Annotated in this window: 17 protein-coding genes; 13 read left to right on the top strand and 4 right to left on the bottom strand. The window is 64.0% G+C overall.

The features are described from left to right. The 6 genes from BLU15_RS14300 to BLU15_RS14325 all read left to right on the top strand — a co-directional run bounded on the left by BLU15_RS14300 (position 1) and on the right by BLU15_RS14325 (position 6,403). Positions 1-1,248, top strand: a complete 1,248-nt coding sequence (locus BLU15_RS14300; RefSeq protein ID WP_090296020.1) for a YcaO-like family protein — start codon at positions 1-3, stop codon at positions 1,246-1,248. Next, on the top strand, positions 1,245-1,970 hold the full coding sequence (locus BLU15_RS14305; RefSeq protein WP_090296022.1) for a TfuA-like protein: 726 nt from the start codon (positions 1,245-1,247) through the stop codon (positions 1,968-1,970). Before BLU15_RS14300 ends, BLU15_RS14305 begins: the two co-directional genes overlap by 4 nt. A 119-nt stretch (positions 1,971-2,089) precedes the next feature. After that, positions 2,090-2,326, top strand: coding sequence for a hypothetical protein (locus tag BLU15_RS14310; RefSeq protein ID WP_034799160.1), 237 nt, complete (start codon positions 2,090-2,092; stop codon positions 2,324-2,326). Positions 2,327-2,762: 436 nt separating this feature from the next. Next, positions 2,763-3,800: an isopenicillin N synthase family dioxygenase gene (locus BLU15_RS14315; protein WP_034799159.1), complete on the top strand. Its 1,038-nt coding sequence runs from the start codon at positions 2,763-2,765 to the stop codon at positions 3,798-3,800. A gap of 45 nt (positions 3,801-3,845) precedes the next feature. Then, positions 3,846-5,207 (top strand): O-acetylhomoserine aminocarboxypropyltransferase/cysteine synthase family protein, encoded by a 1,362-nt coding sequence (locus BLU15_RS14320; RefSeq protein WP_090296025.1) that lies wholly within the window; start codon positions 3,846-3,848, stop codon positions 5,205-5,207. Positions 5,208-5,377: 170 nt separating this feature from the next. Then, positions 5,378-6,403 (top strand): NADP-dependent oxidoreductase, encoded by a 1,026-nt coding sequence (locus BLU15_RS14325; protein WP_090296027.1) that lies wholly within the window; start codon positions 5,378-5,380, stop codon positions 6,401-6,403. A gap of 20 nt (positions 6,404-6,423) precedes the next feature. Here the strand turns inward: BLU15_RS14325 and BLU15_RS14330 are convergent, their stop codons facing one another. The 4 genes from BLU15_RS14330 to BLU15_RS14350 all read right to left on the bottom strand — a co-directional run bounded on the left by BLU15_RS14330 (position 6,424) and on the right by BLU15_RS14350 (position 11,206). Next, the gene (locus tag BLU15_RS14330) at positions 6,424-8,190 is read right to left on the bottom strand and encodes a tetratricopeptide repeat protein (RefSeq protein ID WP_090296030.1); all 1,767 of its coding nucleotides are present in this window, start codon (positions 8,188-8,190) and stop codon (positions 6,424-6,426) included. Between the two features lie 233 nt (positions 8,191-8,423). After that, positions 8,424-8,684 carry a hypothetical protein gene (locus BLU15_RS14335; RefSeq protein ID WP_034799152.1) on the bottom strand — a complete coding sequence of 87 codons (261 nt, stop codon included), beginning with the start codon at positions 8,682-8,684 and terminating at the stop codon, positions 8,424-8,426. 447 nt (positions 8,685-9,131) lie between these two features. After that, positions 9,132-10,163: an HAD family hydrolase gene (locus BLU15_RS14345; RefSeq protein ID WP_090296074.1), complete on the bottom strand. Its 1,032-nt coding sequence runs from the start codon at positions 10,161-10,163 to the stop codon at positions 9,132-9,134. Positions 10,164-10,240: 77 nt separating this feature from the next. Beyond that, the gene (locus tag BLU15_RS14350; RefSeq protein WP_090296076.1) at positions 10,241-11,206 is read right to left on the bottom strand and encodes a formylglycine-generating enzyme family protein; all 966 of its coding nucleotides are present in this window, start codon (positions 11,204-11,206) and stop codon (positions 10,241-10,243) included. 277 nt (positions 11,207-11,483) lie between these two features. On the opposite strand from BLU15_RS14350, the gene BLU15_RS14355 reads away from it, so the two are divergent. The 7 genes from BLU15_RS14355 to BLU15_RS14385 all read left to right on the top strand — a co-directional run bounded on the left by BLU15_RS14355 (position 11,484) and on the right by BLU15_RS14385 (position 19,717). After that, on the top strand, positions 11,484-12,455 hold the full coding sequence (locus tag BLU15_RS14355) for an AAA family ATPase (protein ID WP_060521798.1): 972 nt from the start codon (positions 11,484-11,486) through the stop codon (positions 12,453-12,455). Positions 12,456-12,471: 16 nt separating this feature from the next. Continuing rightward, positions 12,472-13,467 carry a DUF58 domain-containing protein gene (locus BLU15_RS14360; RefSeq protein ID WP_090296032.1) on the top strand — a complete coding sequence of 332 codons (996 nt, stop codon included), beginning with the start codon at positions 12,472-12,474 and terminating at the stop codon, positions 13,465-13,467. Further along, positions 13,467-13,994, top strand: coding sequence for a DUF4381 domain-containing protein (locus BLU15_RS14365; protein WP_244546746.1), 528 nt, complete (start codon positions 13,467-13,469; stop codon positions 13,992-13,994). The genes BLU15_RS14360 and BLU15_RS14365 overlap by 1 nt, the downstream gene beginning before the upstream one ends. Next, complete coding sequence (locus BLU15_RS14370) at positions 13,981-14,985, top strand: vWA domain-containing protein (RefSeq protein WP_090296037.1); 1,005 nt, start codon at positions 13,981-13,983, stop codon at positions 14,983-14,985. The genes BLU15_RS14365 and BLU15_RS14370 overlap by 14 nt, the downstream gene beginning before the upstream one ends. Then, positions 14,982-16,553 (top strand): vWA domain-containing protein, encoded by a 1,572-nt coding sequence (locus BLU15_RS14375; RefSeq protein WP_090296041.1) that lies wholly within the window; start codon positions 14,982-14,984, stop codon positions 16,551-16,553. Before BLU15_RS14370 ends, BLU15_RS14375 begins: the two co-directional genes overlap by 4 nt. Further along, positions 16,550-17,938 carry a BatD family protein gene (locus tag BLU15_RS14380; protein ID WP_244546747.1) on the top strand — a complete coding sequence of 463 codons (1,389 nt, stop codon included), beginning with the start codon at positions 16,550-16,552 and terminating at the stop codon, positions 17,936-17,938. The genes BLU15_RS14375 and BLU15_RS14380 overlap by 4 nt, the downstream gene beginning before the upstream one ends. Positions 17,939-18,073: 135 nt before the next feature. After that, positions 18,074-19,717, top strand: a complete 1,644-nt coding sequence (locus BLU15_RS14385) for an arylsulfatase (RefSeq protein ID WP_082573021.1) — start codon at positions 18,074-18,076, stop codon at positions 19,715-19,717. Positions 19,718-19,724: the final 7 nt, after the last annotated feature.

Raw genomic sequence — 19,724 nt, forward strand, 5'->3', positions numbered from 1 at the left:
GTGGCACAAGCCGCTGAAACTGGCCGGCCGTCGGACGAGCATTCCAGCCGTCCGGCGGCCGAGCCGCTTTCCTACAGCGATCGCGCCTGCCCGCCAGAAGAAACGTTCCGGCGGATCGAGGCATTCCTGCCGGCGCTCGGCGTCACCCGGCTCGCGCGGCTGACCGGCCTCGACCGGCTCGGCATTCCCGTGTGGAGCGCCGTGTCGCCCAACGCCCGATCGATCGTCATCAACCAGGGAAAAGGCATCACCGACGTTGACGCCAAGGTTTCGGCGGCCATGGAGGCGATCGAGCGGGCAGTGGCCTGCGCGCCGTCGGCCGCGACAAGAACGGCCACCAGCCGGGCTCTTTCCGAAACGGGCGATCGAACGCTGCATCTGCCGGGGCTCATCTCGGCGGGGCAAGCGGACCTTCAGAACGACGAAACGATCGACTGGCTCCGTGGCTTCGACCTCTTTGACGGCGCAACCACCTGGGTCCCGCGCGAAGCGACAATCCTCGACCGGACGATCGTCGATTGTCGTTACTGGCAGTCCTCCGATGGCCTGGCCTCGGGCAACACCGAGACCGAGGCGACCCTGCACGGCTTGCTCGAGCGCATCGAGCGCGACGCCGAAACGCTGTGGCGAATGCTGCCGCTGAACGGCAAGCACCGAGGCTGCATCGATCCGGGAAGTTTGGAGGATCCTGTCCTCGATGCCCTTACGGAACGGATCGCCTCTTCAGGTCTGGAGTTGCGCCTGTTCGACATGACCAGCGACATCGGCATCCCCTGCTATGCCGCAACCCTCGCCGAAGCGGGCATTCTCTCGGCCAGGCAGCCGCGTTATCACGACGTCACGATCGGCCACGGTGCCCACCCCGTGGCGCGGCGCGCCGCCATCCGTGCCGTGACCGAGGCCGCCCAGTCGCGGCTTACCTATATCAGCGGCGCCCGCGACGATGTGTTCCCGGAAACCTTCACCCGCGACCTTCCCGAGGAAACGCGAGGCCTGTTTGCCGCCGTGCCGCTCCGGACAAGCGTGGCGGCCCCCGATGTCCCGGCCGGGCCTCAGGCGCAGCTCGATTACGTACTGCGGCGGCTTGAAGCGGCTGGCGTCCGGACGGTTGTCGTCGTTCCGCTGATGGAAGGCGTTGCACCTTTCTCGGTGGTCAAGGTCATCGTTCCGGCCCTCGAAAATCCCGACGGCCTGCGCAAGCGTCGCTTCGGAGAACGCGCGCTCGCCCGTGCTCTGGAGGCCGGATGAACGTTGTCTTTGTTGGCCCGACGCTGCCGGACGCACGAAACGCGGCGGACAAGAGCGTCCTAATCCTCCCGCCTGCCGTTCAGGGCGACGTCCTGCGCGCAGTTGAGGGCGGTGCAACCGCGATCGGGCTTATCGACGGCAACTTCGAGAATGTTGCGCCCGTCTGGCACAAGGAAATCCTCTTTGCGCTGTCGCTGGGCGTGCAGGTCTTCGGCGCGGCGAGCATGGGCGCGCTGCGCGCGGCGGAATGCGCGCCCTTCGGCATGGTCGGCATTGGCGAGATCTACCGGCAATACGCCGAAGGAGCCCGCGTGGACGACGCCGACGTTGCGCTGATCCACGGCCCGGCCGAACTCGGCTATCTGCCGCTGACACTCCCGCTGGTCAACGTCGATGCGACGCTCAAGCGCCTCTCGCAGACCCAAGCCCTTGCCCCAGCGCTCATCGCATCGATGGGCGCGACGGCGTCCGCCATGTTCTACAAGGAGCGCAACTGGTCGGGCATCGTCGCGCGCGTTGCACTGCCGGCGGGGACGGACCCCGCCCGTCTCACCGCGCTGCTCGCGAGCGAATATGTCGACCAGAAGGGCATCGACGCGCGACATTTACTGGACGCACTGCGACACACGCCAACCCAACGGACGGTTGCAACGCAAGGCTGGAAATTCAATTCTACCAGCATGTGGAAGAGGTTGTTCGGTCAACCTGACGCTTCATCTTAAGGATGTGGTTTTCACATACAACGTGTGTCACGCTCATGTCACGCGCAATGCCGCGAAGTCACGCTATGATTGGCCACGGTGGGCTGGATCTGCGGATCCAAAGGAAGCTGGGGAAAATCATGCTATCTTCATTTGCTGTGCCGGTAGAACCGGAAGACAAGGAAAAGGAGCTCTTGGCACTGGCTCGTCTTGTCACCTATGCGCGCGACTCCGCCAAGACCCTCAACGTCGAAGGCGTGCAATACTGTCTCGAACTCGCGCTCGCATCGCTGCTCAAGGAAGCCGAGGACTGCGGCAGCCAGAGAGCGCATCTGACCAACGAGTTGCTGACGCGCCCGAGCCTCGGCCGCTGCTGAGTTCCACGCCGCTTTTGGGATTGCCGTCATCCCGCGATTGGTCCGCCTGCGCGGACCGGTGGCTTTGCGATTGAGCTGTGACACGAAGATAGCCCCGTTTGGCCGAAGGCGAAGCGGGGTTTTGGTCGTTGTTAGGCCTAGCGTCTGCCGCTCCCCGCGTTTCGCCGCAAGCGGATTTCGTCGCCGAACGATCGTTGCTCTCGCACGCATGAGACAGCTCAGGGAATCCTTAAAACTGACGGCCGGGACGGATATTCCCCGCAAACCAGTTCCGTTCGAAAGCCCGCTTCGCGCTTTCGTTGAAATTTAGTCCATAATTTCCATAGACAATATTGAGTGAGCGAGCCACCTCCGGTTAGGCTTCTCCCATCATGTGCGAACCGGCGCAGGGCCCTTATCGACTGGCCCACCGCCTGAACGACAAAGGGAGACCAGCTTGAGCCAGACAAATCCAACTCTGCCCGTCCTTGACCTTTCGCGCTTTGCGGCGGGCCACCCCGAGCGGGCCGCAGCGCTCGACGAGTTGCGCAGCGTTGCCCGCTCGGTGGGCTTCTTTTATCTCGAGGGCCACGGGATCCCGCAGGACGAAATCGACGGCATTCTCTCGCTTTCGCGCCGCTTCTTCGCGCTGCCGGAGGACGACAAGCTGGCGATCGAGATGCGCAAGTCGCCGCACTTCCGCGGCTACAATCGCGCCGGCCTCGAATACACGCGCGGCACGCAGGACTGGCGCGAACAGGTCGACTTTGGTCCCGAGCGCCAGAGCCTCAATATCGCGTCCGGCGATGCGCCGTGGAAGCGGCTTGTCGGCCCGAACCAGTTTCCGGACGCCTTGCCGGAACTGAAGCCTGCGATCCTTGGCTATATCGAAGCCGTCACCGGGCTCGGTATCCGGCTGATCGAGATTTTCTCCGAAGCGCTCGGGCAGAAGCCCGATGTCTTCGGGCCGATCTATCGCGATGGCCCCAACCAGTTGCTGAAGATCATCCGCTATCCCGGCCGCGACAAGACCGAAAGCGATCAGGGCGTCGGCGCCCACAAGGACGGCGGCTTCGTCACCATCCTGTTGCAGGACGTGGTCGGCGGACTGCAGGTCGACGACGGCAAGGGCGGCTGGATCGACGCACCGCCGAAGCGCGGCACCTTCGTCATCAATGTCGGCGAACTCCTGGAACTGGCATCGAACGGCTATCTGCTCGCCAACATCCACCGGGTGGTAACGCCGCCAGCTGGCGGCGATCGGCTCTCGGTCGCCTTCTTCCTCGGCGCCAATCTCGCTTCGACCATCCCGGTGCTCGATCTCCCGCCACAGCTTGCAGCCGAGGTCCGCGGCGTCACCCAGGATCCGCAGAACCCGCTCTTCCACGAGGTCGGCCGCAACGTGCTGAAATCCCGGCTGCGCTCGCACCCCGATGTCGCCGCCGCGCACCACGCAGACCTGCTGGAACAGCCAAAGGCGGCCGTGCCCGCCTGATCAACCGGACAGCGCCGATCAACCTGAGAGCCAAGGAGAAATGGCATGACGATCCATCAGAAGCCGGAAGAACCGGCAGTCGAGATCAAGACGCCGAACGGCCTGCGCGAAGCCGGCGGGCGGTTGCATCCCGAAACGCTGGCGCTCCACGGCGGCAGCTATCGCTTCGATCCGGCAAGCGGCGCCGTCGCCGTGCCGATCTACCAGACGACCTCCTATCAACTGCCCGGCACCGACGGCGCCGACAAGCTCTTTGCGCTGGAGGCGCCGGGGCATCTCTACACCCGCGTTTCCAACCCGACGCAAGACGCGTTTGAGCAGCGGCTGGCGGAGATCGAAGGGGGAGCAGCCGCGCTGGCACTTGGCTCCGGCCAGGCGGCATCGGCCTTCGCGCTCCTGAACCTTGCGCGCTCCGGCGACAACGTCGTCAGCGCCGCCGGCCTTTATGGCGGCACCTGGGCGCTGTTTGCCGCCACCCTGAAAAGTTTCGGCATCGAGGTTCGTTTCGTCGATGCGGCTGATCCCGAGGCGTTTGCCCGGGCGACGGACGACCGGACACGTGCCTATTATGCCGAGTCCCTGCCGAATCCGAAGCTGGAGGTCTTTCCGATCGCCGAGGTCGCCGAGATCGGCAAGCGCTTCGGCATTCCGCTGATCGTCGACAACACGGCGGCCCCGCTGACGATCCGGCCCTTCGACCACGGCGCTGCGGTAGTCGTCTATTCGACGACAAAATACATCGGCGGGCACGGTACCTCGATCGGCGGCGCGATCATCGACAGCGGCCAGTTTCCCTGGCACGAGCATGAGGCGCGCCATCCGAACCTGCACGAGCCTGACCCGAGCTACCAGGGCAAGACTTGGCTCGAAAAAGCGGCCGCGATCGCGTTTCATCCCTATATCCTGCGCGCCCGCGCGGTGCTGTTGCGCGACCTCGGCGCCGCGATCAGCCCGCTAAACGCATTCCAGTTCATCCAGGGTCTGGAAACGCTGCCGCTCCGGATCCGGCAGCACAACGAGAATGCCATCAAGGTGGCCGAGTTCCTCCGCACCCACCCGAAGGTGGCGCGGGTGATCTTCCCGAAGTTCCAGGATGGCGAGGCAAAAGCGCGCGGCGGGAAATATCTGCTGAACGGCCACTATGGCGCGCTCGTGGGCTTCGAGCTGAAGGACGGTCGCGAGGCGGGACGGCGTTTCATCGACGGGCTGAAACTGCTCTACCATGTCGCCAATATCGGCGACGCGCGCTCACTGGCCATTCATCCAGCCACGACGACGCACTCGCAGCTGTCGGAGATCGACCAGCTAAAGACCGGGGTGACGCCCGGCTATGTCAGGCTTTCGATCGGCATCGAACATTCGGACGACATCATCGCCGATCTCAGACAAGCGATCGACGCCGCCTGAGCGTAAGACGCTTTCGCATTTTCCGCGGGCTCGTCCGCAGGGGCGAGCCCGCGGAGCCGTTTGTGGCTCAAAACTCGTCTGTAGGCCTTTGTTTCGTTTCATGCGAAAAGAGCTTCTCATCGCGCGTCAGCCGCCGCGGGGCATCGGGACACGCACAGGAGGAAAAGGCTATGAGCAAGAATACCCAGGTCCTGCTTGCCGCGCGGCCATCCGAAAAACCGGTGCCGAGCGATTTCCGCGTCGTCGAAACGGCAATCCCGGAGCCGGCGGAAGGCGAGGTCCTCCTGAAGATCCTCTACCTTTCGCTCGACCCCTATATGCGCGGCCGCATGAATGCCGGCCGCTCCTATGCCAAGCCGGTGGCGATCGGTGCTGTCATGGAGGGCGGCACGGTCGCCCGCGTCCTCCGCTCGCGTCACCCGGATTTCAGCGACGGCGATTTCGTTCTTTCCCACTCCGGCTGGCAAAGCTATGCGCTGTCGCGTGGTACTGACTTGCGCAAGCTCGATCCGGCGGCCGCACCTCTTTCGACGGCACTCGGCATTCTCGGCATGCCCGGTTTCACCGCCTATGCGGGGCTGCTGACGATCGGCAAACCGCAGCCGGGCGAAACGGTCGTCGTGGCGGCTGCAAGCGGCGCCGTCGGCTCGGCGGTCGGGCAGATTGCCCGCATCAAGGGTGCGCGCGCAGTCGGGATCGCCGGCGGTGCGGACAAATGCGCCTTCGTTCGCGACACGCTCGGCTTCAACGCGGTGATCGATCACCGCGCGCCTGATTTCGCCGAACAGCTCGCCGCCGCCTGCCCCAAAGGCATCGACGTCTATTTCGAGAATGTCGGCGGTCATGTCTGGGATGCGGTGTTCCCGCTGTTGAACGACTTCGCTCGCGTGCCCGTCTGCGGCCTGATTGCGCACTACAACCAGCCCGCAGGCGCGCAAGCCGGGAGCGACCGGTTGCCCGGCGTCATGCGCGAAGTGCTCAGCCGGAGCCTGCTCATCCGGGGCTTCATCCAGCGCGAGTTTGCCGATCAGAGGCCGCTCTTCTATCAGGAGATGGCCGGCTGGATCAAAAGCGGCGAAGTCCGCTACCGCGAAGACATCGTCGACGGGCTCGAGAATGCGCCGGAAGCCTTCATCGGTCTGCTGGACGGACGCAATTTCGGCAAGCTGGTGATCCGGGTCGCCGCCGAAAGCTAAAAGGCGGCCCGTCCCCGGCCTTACTGCTGGGCGAAGCCGGCCTTGGCGAGACCGTCATCGAGCAACGCGATCAGGTCCGGCGCGTAGCCGCGAGCGACCAGTTCCGTATCGTACGGCTGCGACGCGCGCGTTTCGTTCAGGCGCAATCCGTCCAAGGCGCTGGTCGCTTCCCGCGTCAGGCCGAGTTGGCCTGCCGCTGCCACGCGCAGGAGATTGACCGCCATGTCCGCCGGATTGGCAAGTTCGCGTGCGCGCCTCAGCGCTTCGCGGTAGCGGCCGCTGCGGTAGTCTTCCAGCGCCAGGGTCAGCGCGGCATCGTGGTGAAGATACTCGCTGCCGGCATCCGCCACACGGGCCAGATTCACCCCTTGCGAATAGGCGCCGCTGACGAAAAGCAGCAGGCCTAGCCGCGCCGGAATGGCGTCGTCGAGCGGATTGAGTGCCGCCGCGCGCCGGCCGGAAATGAACGCCGCTTCCCTGTCGCCGGCTGCAAAGCGCGCTTGCATCTGGGCGACGTAGCTCTGGCTCGATTGCGGTGCCAGCGCAACGGCCTTGTCGGCGAGCTTCAGCGCACGCTCAGCCACCGTCGGCGCGGCGCTCGCTTCGCCGGTTGCCACCAACACCATCGCCAAGCTCGCCAAAACATCGGCGTCGGCGGCCTGGTAGGCGACGGATTTTTCAAGGCAGCCGTGGGCCGAAACCAGTCCCTCAGGGTCGATCCGCGCCAGTGCCACATCCGCCTGAAGCACGCAGCCGAAGCCGATCGACGGCGTCACCAGTTGCCGCGCAGCCTCCAGACTGACAATGACGCCCTCTTCGCCGGCAAGCGAAAGGGCCAGACGAGAAAGCAGCTTTTCCTGTATTTCCTGCGCATCGCCGCTGTCGAGCGCCACCTTCGAGCTGCCGGACCTCAGCGCCTCGTTGCTTTGCACATCGATCACCTGCCAGGAGACCTCATGCCGGCGCTCGTCGGTGCTGTAGGCGATGGAAAGCCTGTATTCCTTGCTGCCCTGCAGCTTGACCGGCGGCGCGGACGAAACCCACCCGGTTATCGACGCCACGTCGACACCCGCGGGCGAGACCGGCGCAAGGGTGCGGACGGCGGAAAACTGCGAGAGTGCGTGGACCAGGTAGTCTCCCGCCTTCTTCTGCACCTCGTCGTCGGCACCCTGCCGCGTCGGCACGTCAACGACGATCGTCGGCTTGGCTGAGAAAACCGGCTGCCAGGGAAGGTGGTCGGCAACGGACACGTAGAAGGCCCCGGCCATGACCGCCACGCCGGTTCCAAGTGCCGCGAAGCCCGCAAGCGGGCGCCATTTGCGGGCAAGAACGGCAGGCGCAATCGCGAGCTCGATGGGCTGCTCGGCTGCCGCCTCAGCAACCGGCGTCGTGCTCTCGAGCACCCCTCTCAAAGGCTCACCGCTGATCACGAATTGCGGAACGTAATTGCCTTTCGGAAGCTCGATGCGAAGCTCCGCTCTTTCGCCGCGCGCCTCGTAATATTGCGCGAGGGCCGCGCGCAGGCGCGACGCTTCCACACGCACGATCGGATCGGTCGCAGGATCGAAGGAGGCGGGCCGTCCGAAGACGTCAATGGCGATCGTGTAGGCTTTCACCTGGCCCGAACGGCCAGCGAAAAACTCGTCAACCAGGTACCGCAACAGCTTGCGATGACGCTCGGTCGCGTGAAACTGGCTGTCGGCAAGAATGCGCTCAAGGGCGGCTCGCGCCTCGCATTCTGCAACGGCAATGCAGTTCGTTTGACCCGCATTTCTGCTGGCTTCCATGATGCGCTCCCAACTGCCACAACCCCAAAGAGAGTGCAACGCGAGGCGAACTCTAGACGAGAGCTTCTGTGGCGGAAAGAAGAATATCGCACCTTCACAAAATATTTTCATCGAAGAATTGAATCATTTTAAGTTGGAACAGGAACGCCCCATCATTCCCATAGAATTCTTGTGGGGTTTTCGTCGCTCTGACAAGCTCAAGCGAGCTATTTGTTAATCACAACGGACTACGCTCACGTCCCCGTATCGGCGATACAGACGGAAATGACCTCTTCTTCGATCTCGCGACAGATCAATTCATACTCCGAGATCATCGAATGATCCAGAGGGGCGAGACGCCTTTGCCGGTCAAGCATAGAGCTCGCTTCCTCATAGGCTTCGCAGAGGCTTGCCAGGGACTGGTTCTTGGCACAGAGCAATTGCAACTGGCCGCGCAGAGCCGGCAGCCTGAGCATAAGCTTCAGTAGTCCCCGTTGAGAGGCTGCGCTGGGCATGGGTTACCATCCGTTTGAACGACAATCGATGCTCATGCCTTTGCATTCCCCAAGGTGTCAGCGACGACCAGACACCGTTGCGGGCGGGGGGCCGGCTCGCCGGTCGGTGCTTGTGGCCAATCCGACCCTCGCTTACCTCTCCCCTGAGCGAAAAGTGGCACGAACGCCGATTTTCGGAAGTACGTAACAGTAACATTGGTCCGGATTGCCGGCACCTTGGCAATCTTCGCCTCGAATCCCATGATTCGGGCCGTCAGCAGCCGCACAGGCGGCACACGCGATATCGCGATCGGTGTTGAGAGATGTTCCGCGGCGGGAAAGACGAGCAAGAGCACCATCGTCCGCGCGACGATAGTCGACCACGGCCCCGCGCTAAAGTCGCGCTTGGCACTCGGCCCTCGCCCCGACATCGATCGCTGAGGCGCACGGCGCCAGCCGTGCAGCCACCTATTTTTCGAAGGCGTAGATCTTGCGCCAGTCGTTCTTCATATCGACCAGAAGCCAGTTCCGCTGCTCGGCCTCGGTCATCGCCTTGTCCAGCTTGCCGACAGGGGATTGCCGATCATAGGCCCATTCGCGCTCCCCGTCCGTATGGTGCACGATCATGCCGAAACGCGGGCCGGATCCCGCCGTTACCCAACGCAGCATCTCATAGTCGCCATCGGAATTACCGGCAGCGAAGATCGGGCGGCGGCCGATAAAGGTGTTGATCCCGACCGGCTTGCCGGCACCGTCGTCGATGAAGTCGATCTTGGGCTCCCGCATCAGCACCGGCGCGTCGCCGTCGAGTTCGTACTTCGTCGTGATGCTGCTGCCGACCACCTGCTCGGGTGGGATGCCATACATCTGTTCGGTCATCGGCCGCATGAATTCGATGCCGCCGCCCGAGACGATATAAGTCTTGAAGCCGTTTGCCCTGAGATAATCGAGCAACTCGCGCATCGGCAGAAAGGTGATCTCGTTATAGGGGCGATCGAAGCGCGGATGCCGGGCGGTCGCGAACCAATCCGTGACCGTTTTCGTGAACGCGTCCGTCGTCATGCCGGCATGGGTCGCCATGACCAACTCGACGATGCCTTTTTCGCCGGCCGCGGCAACGCCTGCCATGTCCCCCTTCAGCAGCGATGCGAAAGGCTCCTTGTCCTTCCATTCGGGGTGCTCGGGCGCCATCGCCTTGACGCGGTCGATGGCGAACATGCCCTGGAAATAGTTCGGCTGCTCGGTCCAGAGCGTGCCGTCATTGTCGAAGACGGCGATCCGCTCTGCCGGCGCCACGAAATCGGCGCTGCCCTCGCTGGTGACCCGTGTGACGAAATCGACGATTTCGGTTTTCGCCTCGCCATCGTTCCACGAGGGCAGAATGTCGGCCGGCGCATCGGCCGCCACAACGGCAACAGGTGAGGCGAAGGCCGCAACGAACGCGAGCAGCAGGCCAGCGAGCCTTGCGCGACGCCGCGGTTTGCAAGCCCTTTCGTCCATCACGAACCCCAAACGCATCGCTGTTGCCGTCATCATCCATCCTCCTGGCGGAACGGTTTTCAAGTCCTCTGGCCGGATCAGGGCCGCCGAATGCAACGGAACCCGATATGGGTCGTCGCCGCGTTTTCCTCGTGCGCGTGACGCGCCGCCGGACGATACCGACGGCAATAGTTGGGCGCGCAGAGATGGGATCCGCCTTTCACGACGCGACGGGCGATATGGATCGTCGGCTGCCGCGGATCGAAACTCGCTTCCCGGTCCCCGCCCCGCGGATTGGCGGGTATGCAGCAGCTCTTTTGCGCCGGCGCAGGGTGGCGGGTGGACCAGTAGTCGCTGGTCCATTCCCAGGTATTGCCGATCATGTCGTAGAGGCCGTAGCCATTGGCGGGAAAGCTCGCGACCGGCGAGGTCCGCTCGAAGCCGTCGGGCTTCAGGTTTTCCGTCGGAAACATGCCGTGCCAGGTGTTTGCCATGAAACGTCCCTCGGGCACCAGTTCGTCCCCCCAGGCAAATTCCGCGCCTTCGAGCCCGCCTTTCGCGGCGAACTCCCATTCGGCCTCCGTCGGCAGGTCCTTTCCCGCCCAGGCGGCATAGGCCTTGGCGTCGAGGTAGGAGACCTGCACCACCGGATGGTCGAGTTTGCCGCGGATGTTGCTCTGCCGCCCATAGGGCCGCCGCCAGTCGGCGCCGAACTTGAAGTTCCACCATTGCGAAGGACTGTTGCTGGTCACCCGCCTCGGCGGGTCGAAGATCACCGAACCCGCCCGCATCATTTCCGGAAGCGCGCCCGGATAGTCCTTCGGATCGGGCGTCTTTTCCGCCTCGGTCACGTAGCCGGTCGCCTCGACGAAGGCGGCAAACTGCCGGTTGGTAACGGGCGTGACGTCGATCCAGAAGCCGTCGACTTTCACCGGATGGGCCGGCGCTTCCTCCGGATAGTGCTTGTCCGAACCCATGAGAAAGGTCCCGCCCTCGATCCAGATTTGCTCGCGGGCGCTGATCGCCGCGGGCGTTTCGTCGACAAGGGGCATTTTCGGGGACATTTGCATGTGGCTCTGATCTCCCTTGGCACCGTCGGCTAGCACGCGTGCGGACGGTCTGCACACGTTAGCGCCAAATGCCCGCTGCCCAAAGTACGTAACCGTTACGCAATCGCCCAAAGCCCTCGGGGCGCAGGCCGCGTGCCACAAGAGGTATCCGCCATCGCCGCTCAGGCCTTCGTTACTGTTACGTTCTTTCCAATTGGCCTGATTTAACAATAAGCTCTCGTGAAAGTTCATGACGACTGATGTTGCCGGCAGGGCAAGGGAGCAGGACTTCATGGGTGCACGCGACGATATCCAGCAACTCGGCAAGCGCATCGGCGAAGCGATCATCGGCCAGGAGGGCATGATCGAGCGCTTGCTGCTGGGGCTGCTCAGCAACGGCCATCTGCTGGTCGAGGGCCTGCCCGGACTTGCGAAAACCCGAGCGATCAAGAGCATGGCCAAAAACCTCGACGCGGAGCTTTCGCGCATCCAGTTCACACCCGACCTCTTGCCCGCCGACATCACGGGGTCCGAGATCTATTTTTCCGAGGGCGGCAAGGGCGCGTTCCAGTTCCAGGAAGGGCCGATCTTCGCCAATCTCATCCTCGCCGACGAGGTGAACCGGGCGCCGGCCAAGGTGCAATCGGCGCTGCTCGAGGCGATGGAGGAACGCCAGGTCACGATCGGCGGCAAGAGCCATGTGCTGCCCGATCTTTTTTTGGTCATGGCGACCCAGAACCCGATCGAGCAGGAAGGCACCTATCCGCTTCCCGAAGCGCAACTGGACCGCTTCCTCATGCACATCCAGGTGGATTATCCGGACGCAGCCTCAGAGGCAGACATCATGCGGCTCGTGCGCTCGGAGGAAACCAACGCCAAGTCCAACAATCATGCGACGGAGAAGCTTGCCCAGGACGCGGTCTTTGCCGCACGCAAGGAAATATCGGCGATCACCGTTTCCGAAGCGATCGAGAACTACATCGTCGCGCTGGTGATGGCGACACGTTATCCCGACAAGGTCGACAAGGATCTGGCCAAGTGGCTTCAGGTCGGCGTGAGCCCACGCGGCGTCATCGGCCTCGATAAGGTTTCGCGGGCGCACGCCTGGCTGAACGGCCGCGATTTCGTCACGCCCGACGATGTGCAGGCGACCGTGCACGATGTCTTTCGCCATCGCCTGGTGCTCTCTTACGAAGCGCATGCCGGCGGCACCACCGCCAACCAGGTGATCGACCGCATCGTCGAGCTCGTCGCGGTCGCCTGAGGATGGAGGTTCGCCGATGGCCATATCCCTGCCGGCCCTCGCCCGCTCACGCGGCATCATAAAGCCCCGCACCGCCGACACCACCGGCGTCTACACCTCGGTGGACGCACTTGTCGGTCTCGAAGCGATGGCCCGCGACCTGACGTTCCTGCGCAAGGCGCCGGTGCGCCGCCTGCTTGCCGGCCGTCACGAATCACGCATGCGCGGCCGCGGACTTTCCTTCGAGGAACTACGCAACTACCTGCCCGGCGACGACATCCGCGCCATCGACTGGCGCGTGACGGCGCGCACCGGCAAGCCGGTCGTCCGCGTCTATGACGAAGAGAAGGACCGGCCGGCCCTCATTGTCGTCGACCAGCGCATCAACATGTTCTTCGGCAGCCGCCGCGCGATGAAGTCGGTCGCCGCGGCGGAAGTGGCAGCGCTCTCCGCCTGGCGCGTGCTGGCCCTTGGCGACCGTGTCGGCGGCTTCGTCTTCGGCGACGAGGAGGTGACCGAAACGCGCCCATACCGCAGCCGCGAAGCGGTGATCCGGCTCGCCGACAGCATCGTTCGCCACAATACCGCACTGCAGGCCGGTTCGCAGGCGCCGCATGGGGCCGAGCAGCTCGACGTCGTGCTGACGACCGTCGCCAACATCGCCCGGCACGATCACCTGATCATCGTCGTCAGCGACTTCGACGGCTACAGCCTCGAAACCCGCGACATGCTTTTGAAGCTCTCGGCCCACAACGATGTGATCTGCGTTCTGATCTACGATCCCTTCCTGCTCGAACTGCCGCGCAAGGGCGATATCGTCTTTAGCGGCGGGCTGCTTCAGGCCGAAGTGCAGTTCGGCCATGGCAATGTGCGCGAGGCGATCGACAGCTTTGCCCGCAAGCGCGGGCGAGCGCTGCGCGCCTGGCAGGAGGAGCTCGGCCTGCCCATGCTGCCGATCTCTGCGGCGGAAGAGGTGGCGCCGCAGCTGCGCACCATGCTCGGCCAACTCGCCAGCCGGCAGCGGAGGCGATGATGGCGACGGCGGCACCTCCGAAAGATCCGATGCTCGACACCGCCCTTCGGCAGCTCGCGGATATCGCCTTGCCGCAACCTGTCTCGATGATGCCCCAGACCCCGGCATGGGTGGTGCTCGGCTGCATTGTCCTCCTCATGGCGGCCTTTGCCTGCTGGCGCTGGTACCGGCGCTGGGAGGCCAACAGCTACCGCCGCGAAGCGCTCGCCGACCTCAGAAAGATAGAAGCCGGATTGACCGCCACCGGATCGCGTGGCGAGGCGCTCGTTGCCCTGCCTGTCCTTTTAAAGCGGACCGCGCTCTCGATCTGGCCACGCGAAGCCATTGCCGGCCTGCACGGCACCGGCTGGACAAAGTATCTCGACGCTCATTCCGGCGGCCCCGTCTTTCCGATCGCCTCTGCGCGTTTTTTCGAGGAAGCCGAGTATCGTGGCAGCCAGGCGCTCGCCGCGATTCCGGAGGCTGAGGCAAAGGCCTATATCGCGGCAGCGCGGCGCTGGATCGAGGCGCATCATGTACGTGCTTGACCACGCCTGGGCACTGATCCTTCTGCCGTTGCCCTTCCTTGTCTGGTGGCTGCTTCCGCCATACCGCGAGCAGTCGGCCGCCGTCAGGGTGCCGTTCTTCAAGGACATCACCGCGGCGGCCAATCTCGGTCCGACCGAAGGCTCCGTCGTTCCGAGAACCAATCTCGGCCAGAAGGTGATCGCACCCATCTGCTGGACGCTGATCGTGCTGGCGCTGGCGCGGCCGCAATATGTCGAGCCGCCGATCGAGAAGGTCGAACCGCAGCGCGACCTGATGTTGGCGATCGATCTGTCACAGTCGATGGACACGCGCGATTTTCGCGATCCTGCCGGCAACCTGCAGACCCGCGCCGAAGCGGTGCACGCGGTGGTCGCCGACTTCATCGACCGTCGGCCCAATGACCGGTTGGGCCTGATCGCCTTTGGCGATGCCCCCTATCCGCTGGTGCCGTTCACGCTCGACCACAAGACCGTCAAGCTGATGCTGGCCGACAGCCTGCCGGGCATGGCCGGTCCCCGCACCGCCGTCGGTGATGCGATCGGGCTGGCGATCAAGATGTTCGACGCCAGCACCGCGCCGGACAAGGTGATGATCCTCTTGACCGACGGCAACGACACCGCCAGCAAGATGCCGCCCGACAAGGCCGCCGGCATCGCCGCCGAGCGAAAGGTGGTGATCCACACGGTCGGCATCGGCGATCCCAATGCTCAAGGAGAACAGAAGCTCGACACGGCGGCACTCCAGCAGATCGCCGAAGCGACGAAGGGGCGCTACTTCTTCGGCCAGGATCAGGCCGGTCTGCAGAACATCTACCAATTGCTCGACCAGTTGACGCCGGCAAACCAGAAGACGCTCTCCTGGCGGCCGCGCATCGAGCTGTTCTACTATCCGCTGGGTGCGGCACTCCTGCTGGTGCTCGCCTATCACGCCGTCATGTGGCTCCTATCCTCGCTCGGCGACCGGCGTCAGCGCCGGGAGACAGCGCCATGATCGCGGATTTTCACTTTCTGCGGCCGCTGTGGCTGCTGGCGCTCGCCGCCGTCCCGCTGCTGATCTACCTCGTTACCCGGCGCGGCGATGTCCGCTCGCAGTGGCAGGACATGATCGCACCGCACCTGCTCGATCACCTGCTGATCGACAAGGGCGGGAAACGGCGTTTCCAGCCGGTGCACGTCACCGCCGCACTGATCGCCGTTGCGGCGATCGCAGCCGCTGGCCCGACCTGGCAGCGTGAACGGCCGCCCTTCGTCGAGGACACCGCACCTCTGGCAATCGCCATTGACCTCAACCCGACGATGAACGCGACCGATGTTTCGCCGACGCGGCTCGAACGCGCCAAATTGAAGGTCCAGGACATTCTCGACAGGAGGAAAGGCTCGCGCACCGCGTTGTTCGCCTATGCCGGCTCCGCCCACATGGTGCTGCCGCTCAGCGACGATGCCGCGCTGGTCAAATCCTACCTCGCCGCGCTGTCGCCGCAGATCATGCCCGTTGAGGGTAAGGACACAGCCAAGGCCTTGCAGGAGGTCGAAAAAGCGCTCGCCAACGAAACGGTGCCTGGCACCATCCTGTTCATGACCGACGGCGTCGAGCGTTCCGCCTTCCCGGCCTTCGGTGGGTATCAGGGGCGCAACTCGCTGATGGTGCTCGGCATCGGCACGGCAGAAGGCGGTCCGGTCAAGACGGCGGACGGCGGGTTCCTGACCGACGCCACCGGCGCGCATGTCAGGGCGAAGCTCGATGTCGACGGCCTCAAGGCGCTGCAGTCCGCATCCAAGGCCGAGGTGGCGTCGGTGACATCCGATGACGCCGACGTCAGCTGGATCATCAGGCGCATCCAGACGAATTTTGCAGCGAAGACGGCCGAAGGGCTGACGCGCTGGCACGATCTCGGCTGGTGGCTGACGATTCCGATTGCCGTCTTCGGCCTCTTCTGGTTCCGACGCGGCTGGACCATACGCTGGGCGGTCTATCTGCTCGCGGCCACTTCGCTCATGGGCAGCGAACGGGTGGAGGCGGCGGACAATCGCTTTATCGACCTCTGGCTCACTCCGGACCAGCAGGGCCGTCGCGCCTTCGAACAGGGCGATTTCCAGGGGGCCTTTGAAACGTTCGCGGATCCCGCCTGGCGCGGCGCAGCGCTCTACCGCGCCGGCCGTTTCCAGGATGCGATCGACGCCTTTGCCGAGAGCGATACGGCGGAAAGCTACTACAATCAGGGCAATGCCCTCCTGCACCTCGACAAGGCCGAGGAGGCGATCGCCGCCTACGAGCAGGCGCTGAAGCGCCGCCCCGACTGGACCGACGCCCAAAAGAACCTCGAGATCGCCAAAAAGCGCAAGGCCGACAAGGACAAGCAGGAACAGGACGCACAGCAGGAACAGGCGGGCATTGACCCGGACCAGGCCCAGTTCGACGACAAGGGCAAGAAGGGAACGGAAGCGACCGTTCAGGGCGGACCGCAGACGGCCGACATGTGGATGCGCAACATCCAGGTGTCGCCGGCCGACCTGCTGGCACGAAAATTTGCGATCGAAGCAAAGGAGGCGGCCCCGTGACAGCCCTCGCCGCCCTGCCGCGGCTGATCATCTGGCTCCTCGGCCTGTCGCTTTGGCTTGCAGGCACGGCCTTCGCCGCCAATCCCTTTGCCCGCGCGACGCTCACGACCAAGGCGCCGATTTATGCCGGCCAGCAGATCGAGGTCGACGTCGACGTCTTCGTGCCGAACTACTTCCTTTCGCCGCCGCAGTTTCCTCTGTTCGATCTTCCCGGCACTGTTGTCACCATGCCCGACGAACGCGGCATGAACCTCAACGAGACCGTCAACGGCGAGGCCTTCTCAGGCATCCGCAAAACCTACGCGATCACCCCGCAGGCGGCAGGCGACTACGTGCTGCCGCCCGCCGTCATTCCGTTCGGCTATGCCGCCGTACCCGGCCAGATGAGCAAGGGTCAGGTGACGTTGCCTTCGCTCACGTTCACGGTCGAAGCCGTTCCGCAAGGCGCAGGTGGAGAGGCCGGCGTCACCGCCGGAGAAATCACCCTCACGCAGTCTTTCGACCGGGATCCCGCGGGGCTAAAGGCAGGCGATGCCCTGGTGCGCACCATCACCATCCGCGCCGCCGGCCTGGCGCCGATGATGATCCCCGAACCGACCTTCGACGCCCCGGCGGACGTGCAGCTTTACCGGCACGATCCGGTGCTTTCGGAGGAGCGCACGTCACGCGGGGATATCACGGCGGGACTGCGCAAGGACGTGGCAACCTACGTCTTTGCAAAGCCCGGCACCTACGCGCTTCCAGCGATCAGCCTGCCCTGGTTCGACCCGGCGAGCGGATCGATGCAGACGGCCGAGGCGGCCAGAGTGACCGTCAACGTCAACGCTGCCCCAGCGCCTGCGCCCGCACTCGCCCCGCCTGCGCCGCCGCCCGCTGAGGAACCTTTCGACTGGTTGTGGTGGCTCGGCATCGCGGCATCGATCGCCGCTCTCGCGGCGCTTATCCAGCTGGCCGCCAATCTGTTCGGTCGCCTCGAAGCCCGGCTGGAAACCGCACTCGAGCAGAGGGCGCAATCCGAGGCCACGGCATTTCGCCACGTGCTCGACGCCTGTCGGGATCACGACCCCACGCGGCTGGAGACGGCGCTCGACCATTGGTCACGCCGGACTGGCAACACGCCGCTCTCGCGCTGGCTCGACAGCTTCGCCGACCCGGCGACGGCAAACGCTTTTGCCGATTATCGCCGCAGCCGCTATGGCAGCAGCAGCCCCCACCATGACGGGCCAGATCTCCTGCGGTTACGCAGCGGTCTGAACGTGGCGAGACAGCGCTGGCTGGCGGAAACCTCCGCCGATGGCGCCGGCCCGACATCGGACTTGCCCGATCTTAACCCCGGTCTGGAGGCCGCGCCGCCAAGGCGCTTCGGAGCCGTCGGCCGGACCTGATTTACCCGCCGTCGCCGACCTTCGTAACTGTTACGTACTTACCCGCGGACACCCGCCGGTAGAAGTTGAATTGGTAAATCCGAAACTTTGCCTGCATTCCGAGAGCGATTGCTTGCTGCCTCAGGGAGACATGAGATGAGTATCGATCTGAAGAACCGGCTTGGCCGGCTCGCCGCGTGTACCATCGGGCATGCCGCGAAACCGAAAGCGCTGGCGCTCGCCGGCACCGTGCTTATGTCGTCGATTTCCGCCTCCGCGCTGCCGGCCTTCGCGCAGGATGCCGCCAAGCCCAACATCCTCGTCATCTTTGGCGACGATATCGGCCAGACCAATATCAGCGCCTATTCCTTCGGTGTCGTCGGCTACAAGACACCGAATATCGACCGGATCGCGCACGACGGCATGATGTTCACCGATTACTACGCCGAAAACAGCTGCACCGCCGGCCGCTCTACCTTCATCACCGGCCAGACCGTGCTGCGCACCGGCATGTCCAAGGTGGGCGTTCCCGGCGCTCCGGTCGGACTCCAGGACCGCGACGTGACGATCGCCCAGGCGCTGAAAGCCCAGGGTTATGCCACCGGTCAGTTCGGCAAGAACCACCTCGGCGACCAGGACCGTTTCCTGCCGACGGCACACGGCTTCGACGAGTTCTTCGGCAACCTTTATCACCTGAATGCCGAAGAAGAACCGGAACGCCCATACTGGCCGAAGGACGATCCGGCTTTCCTCAAGTCCTATGCCCCACGCGGCGTGCTGCACTCCTTCGCCGACGGCAAGGTCGAGGACACCGGAGCGCTCAATTCCAAGCGCATGGAGACCATCGACGACGAGACGACCGCGGCGGCAATGGACTTCATCAAGAAGCAGACGGATGCAAAGAAGCCGTTCTTCACCTGGATGAACACGACACGCATGCATCTGTTCACGCATGTGCGCGACCAGTACAAGGGCCAGAGCGGAATGCCCGGCAACGACTATGCCGACGGCATGATCGAGCATGACGGGGACGTCGGTAAACTGCTGGACCTGCTCGACGAGCTCAAGATCGCCGACAACACCATCGTCGTCTACACGACCGACAACGGCCCCAACCAGTTCTCCTGGCCGGATGCGGCGACCACGCCGTTCCGCAGCGAAAAGGACAGTAACTGGGAAGGCGCCTTCCGGGTACCGGCAATGATCCGCTGGCCCGGCAAGATCAAGCCGGGCGTTTCCAACGAGATGTTCTCGGGTCTCGACTGGTTCCCGACGCTTTTGGCTGCCGCCGGCGACAAGGACATCAAGGAACGTCTGCTGAAGGGTACCGACCTCGACGGCAAGACATTCAAGGTTCATCTCGACGGCTACAACCAGTTGCCCTACCTCACCGGCGAGCAGCCAAAGAGCGCGCGCAAGGAGTTCTTCTACTTCAACGACGACGCCAAGCTCGTCGGCATGCGCTGGGACAACTGGAAAGCCGTCTACTGCGAAATGCGCAAGCCGGGAGGTTTCGACGTCTGGCAGGATCCCTTCACCTGCCTGCGCGCACCGAAGATCTTCAACCTGCGCATGGACCCCTATGAGCGGGCGGACATCGTCTCCGATCAATACAACGACTGGCGGACGAAAAATGCCTATCTCTTCGCCCAAGCGGTCGGGAAATCCGCCGCGTTCCTCGAAACCTTCATCGAGTATCCGCCAAGCCAGAAGCCGGCAAGCTTCTCGGTCGATCAGATCGAAGAAAGCGTGCACCAGAAGATCGACGAGATCCTGGCGAAGTCCCAACCTGCCCAATAACACTCTC

The organism is Ensifer sp. YR511, from assembly GCF_900103045.1.
Taxonomy (GTDB): Bacteria; Pseudomonadota; Alphaproteobacteria; order Rhizobiales; family Rhizobiaceae; genus Ensifer; species Ensifer adhaerens.

Bases quoted from the DNA above. Each gene is read 5' to 3' on its own strand.
- BLU15_RS14305 (WP_090296022.1), top strand. From the start codon at position 1,245: ATGAACGTTGTCTTTGTTGGCCCGACGCTGCCGGACGCACGAAACGCG.
- BLU15_RS14360 (WP_090296032.1), top strand. From the start codon at position 12,472: ATGGCCATATCCCTGCCGGCCCTCGCCCGCTCACGCGGCATCATAAAG.
- BLU15_RS14370 (WP_090296037.1), top strand. From the start codon at position 13,981: ATGTACGTGCTTGACCACGCCTGGGCACTGATCCTTCTGCCGTTGCCC.
- BLU15_RS14330 (WP_090296030.1), bottom strand. From the start codon at position 8,190: ATGGAAGCCAGCAGAAATGCGGGTCAAACGAACTGCATTGCCGTTGCA.
- BLU15_RS14345 (WP_090296074.1), bottom strand. From the start codon at position 10,163: ATGGACGAAAGGGCTTGCAAACCGCGGCGTCGCGCAAGGCTCGCTGGC.
- BLU15_RS14350 (WP_090296076.1), bottom strand. From the start codon at position 11,206: ATGTCCCCGAAAATGCCCCTTGTCGACGAAACGCCCGCGGCGATCAGC.
- BLU15_RS14385 (WP_082573021.1), top strand. From the start codon at position 18,074: ATGAGTATCGATCTGAAGAACCGGCTTGGCCGGCTCGCCGCGTGTACC.
- BLU15_RS14320 (WP_090296025.1), top strand. From the start codon at position 3,846: ATGACGATCCATCAGAAGCCGGAAGAACCGGCAGTCGAGATCAAGACG.
- BLU15_RS14335 (WP_034799152.1), bottom strand. From the start codon at position 8,684: ATGCCCAGCGCAGCCTCTCAACGGGGACTACTGAAGCTTATGCTCAGG.
- BLU15_RS14375 (WP_090296041.1), top strand. From the start codon at position 14,982: ATGATCGCGGATTTTCACTTTCTGCGGCCGCTGTGGCTGCTGGCGCTC.
- BLU15_RS14325 (WP_090296027.1), top strand. From the start codon at position 5,378: ATGAGCAAGAATACCCAGGTCCTGCTTGCCGCGCGGCCATCCGAAAAA.
- BLU15_RS14310 (WP_034799160.1), top strand. From the start codon at position 2,090: ATGCTATCTTCATTTGCTGTGCCGGTAGAACCGGAAGACAAGGAAAAG.
- BLU15_RS14365 (WP_244546746.1), top strand. From the start codon at position 13,467: ATGGCGACGGCGGCACCTCCGAAAGATCCGATGCTCGACACCGCCCTT.
- BLU15_RS14355 (WP_060521798.1), top strand. From the start codon at position 11,484: ATGGGTGCACGCGACGATATCCAGCAACTCGGCAAGCGCATCGGCGAA.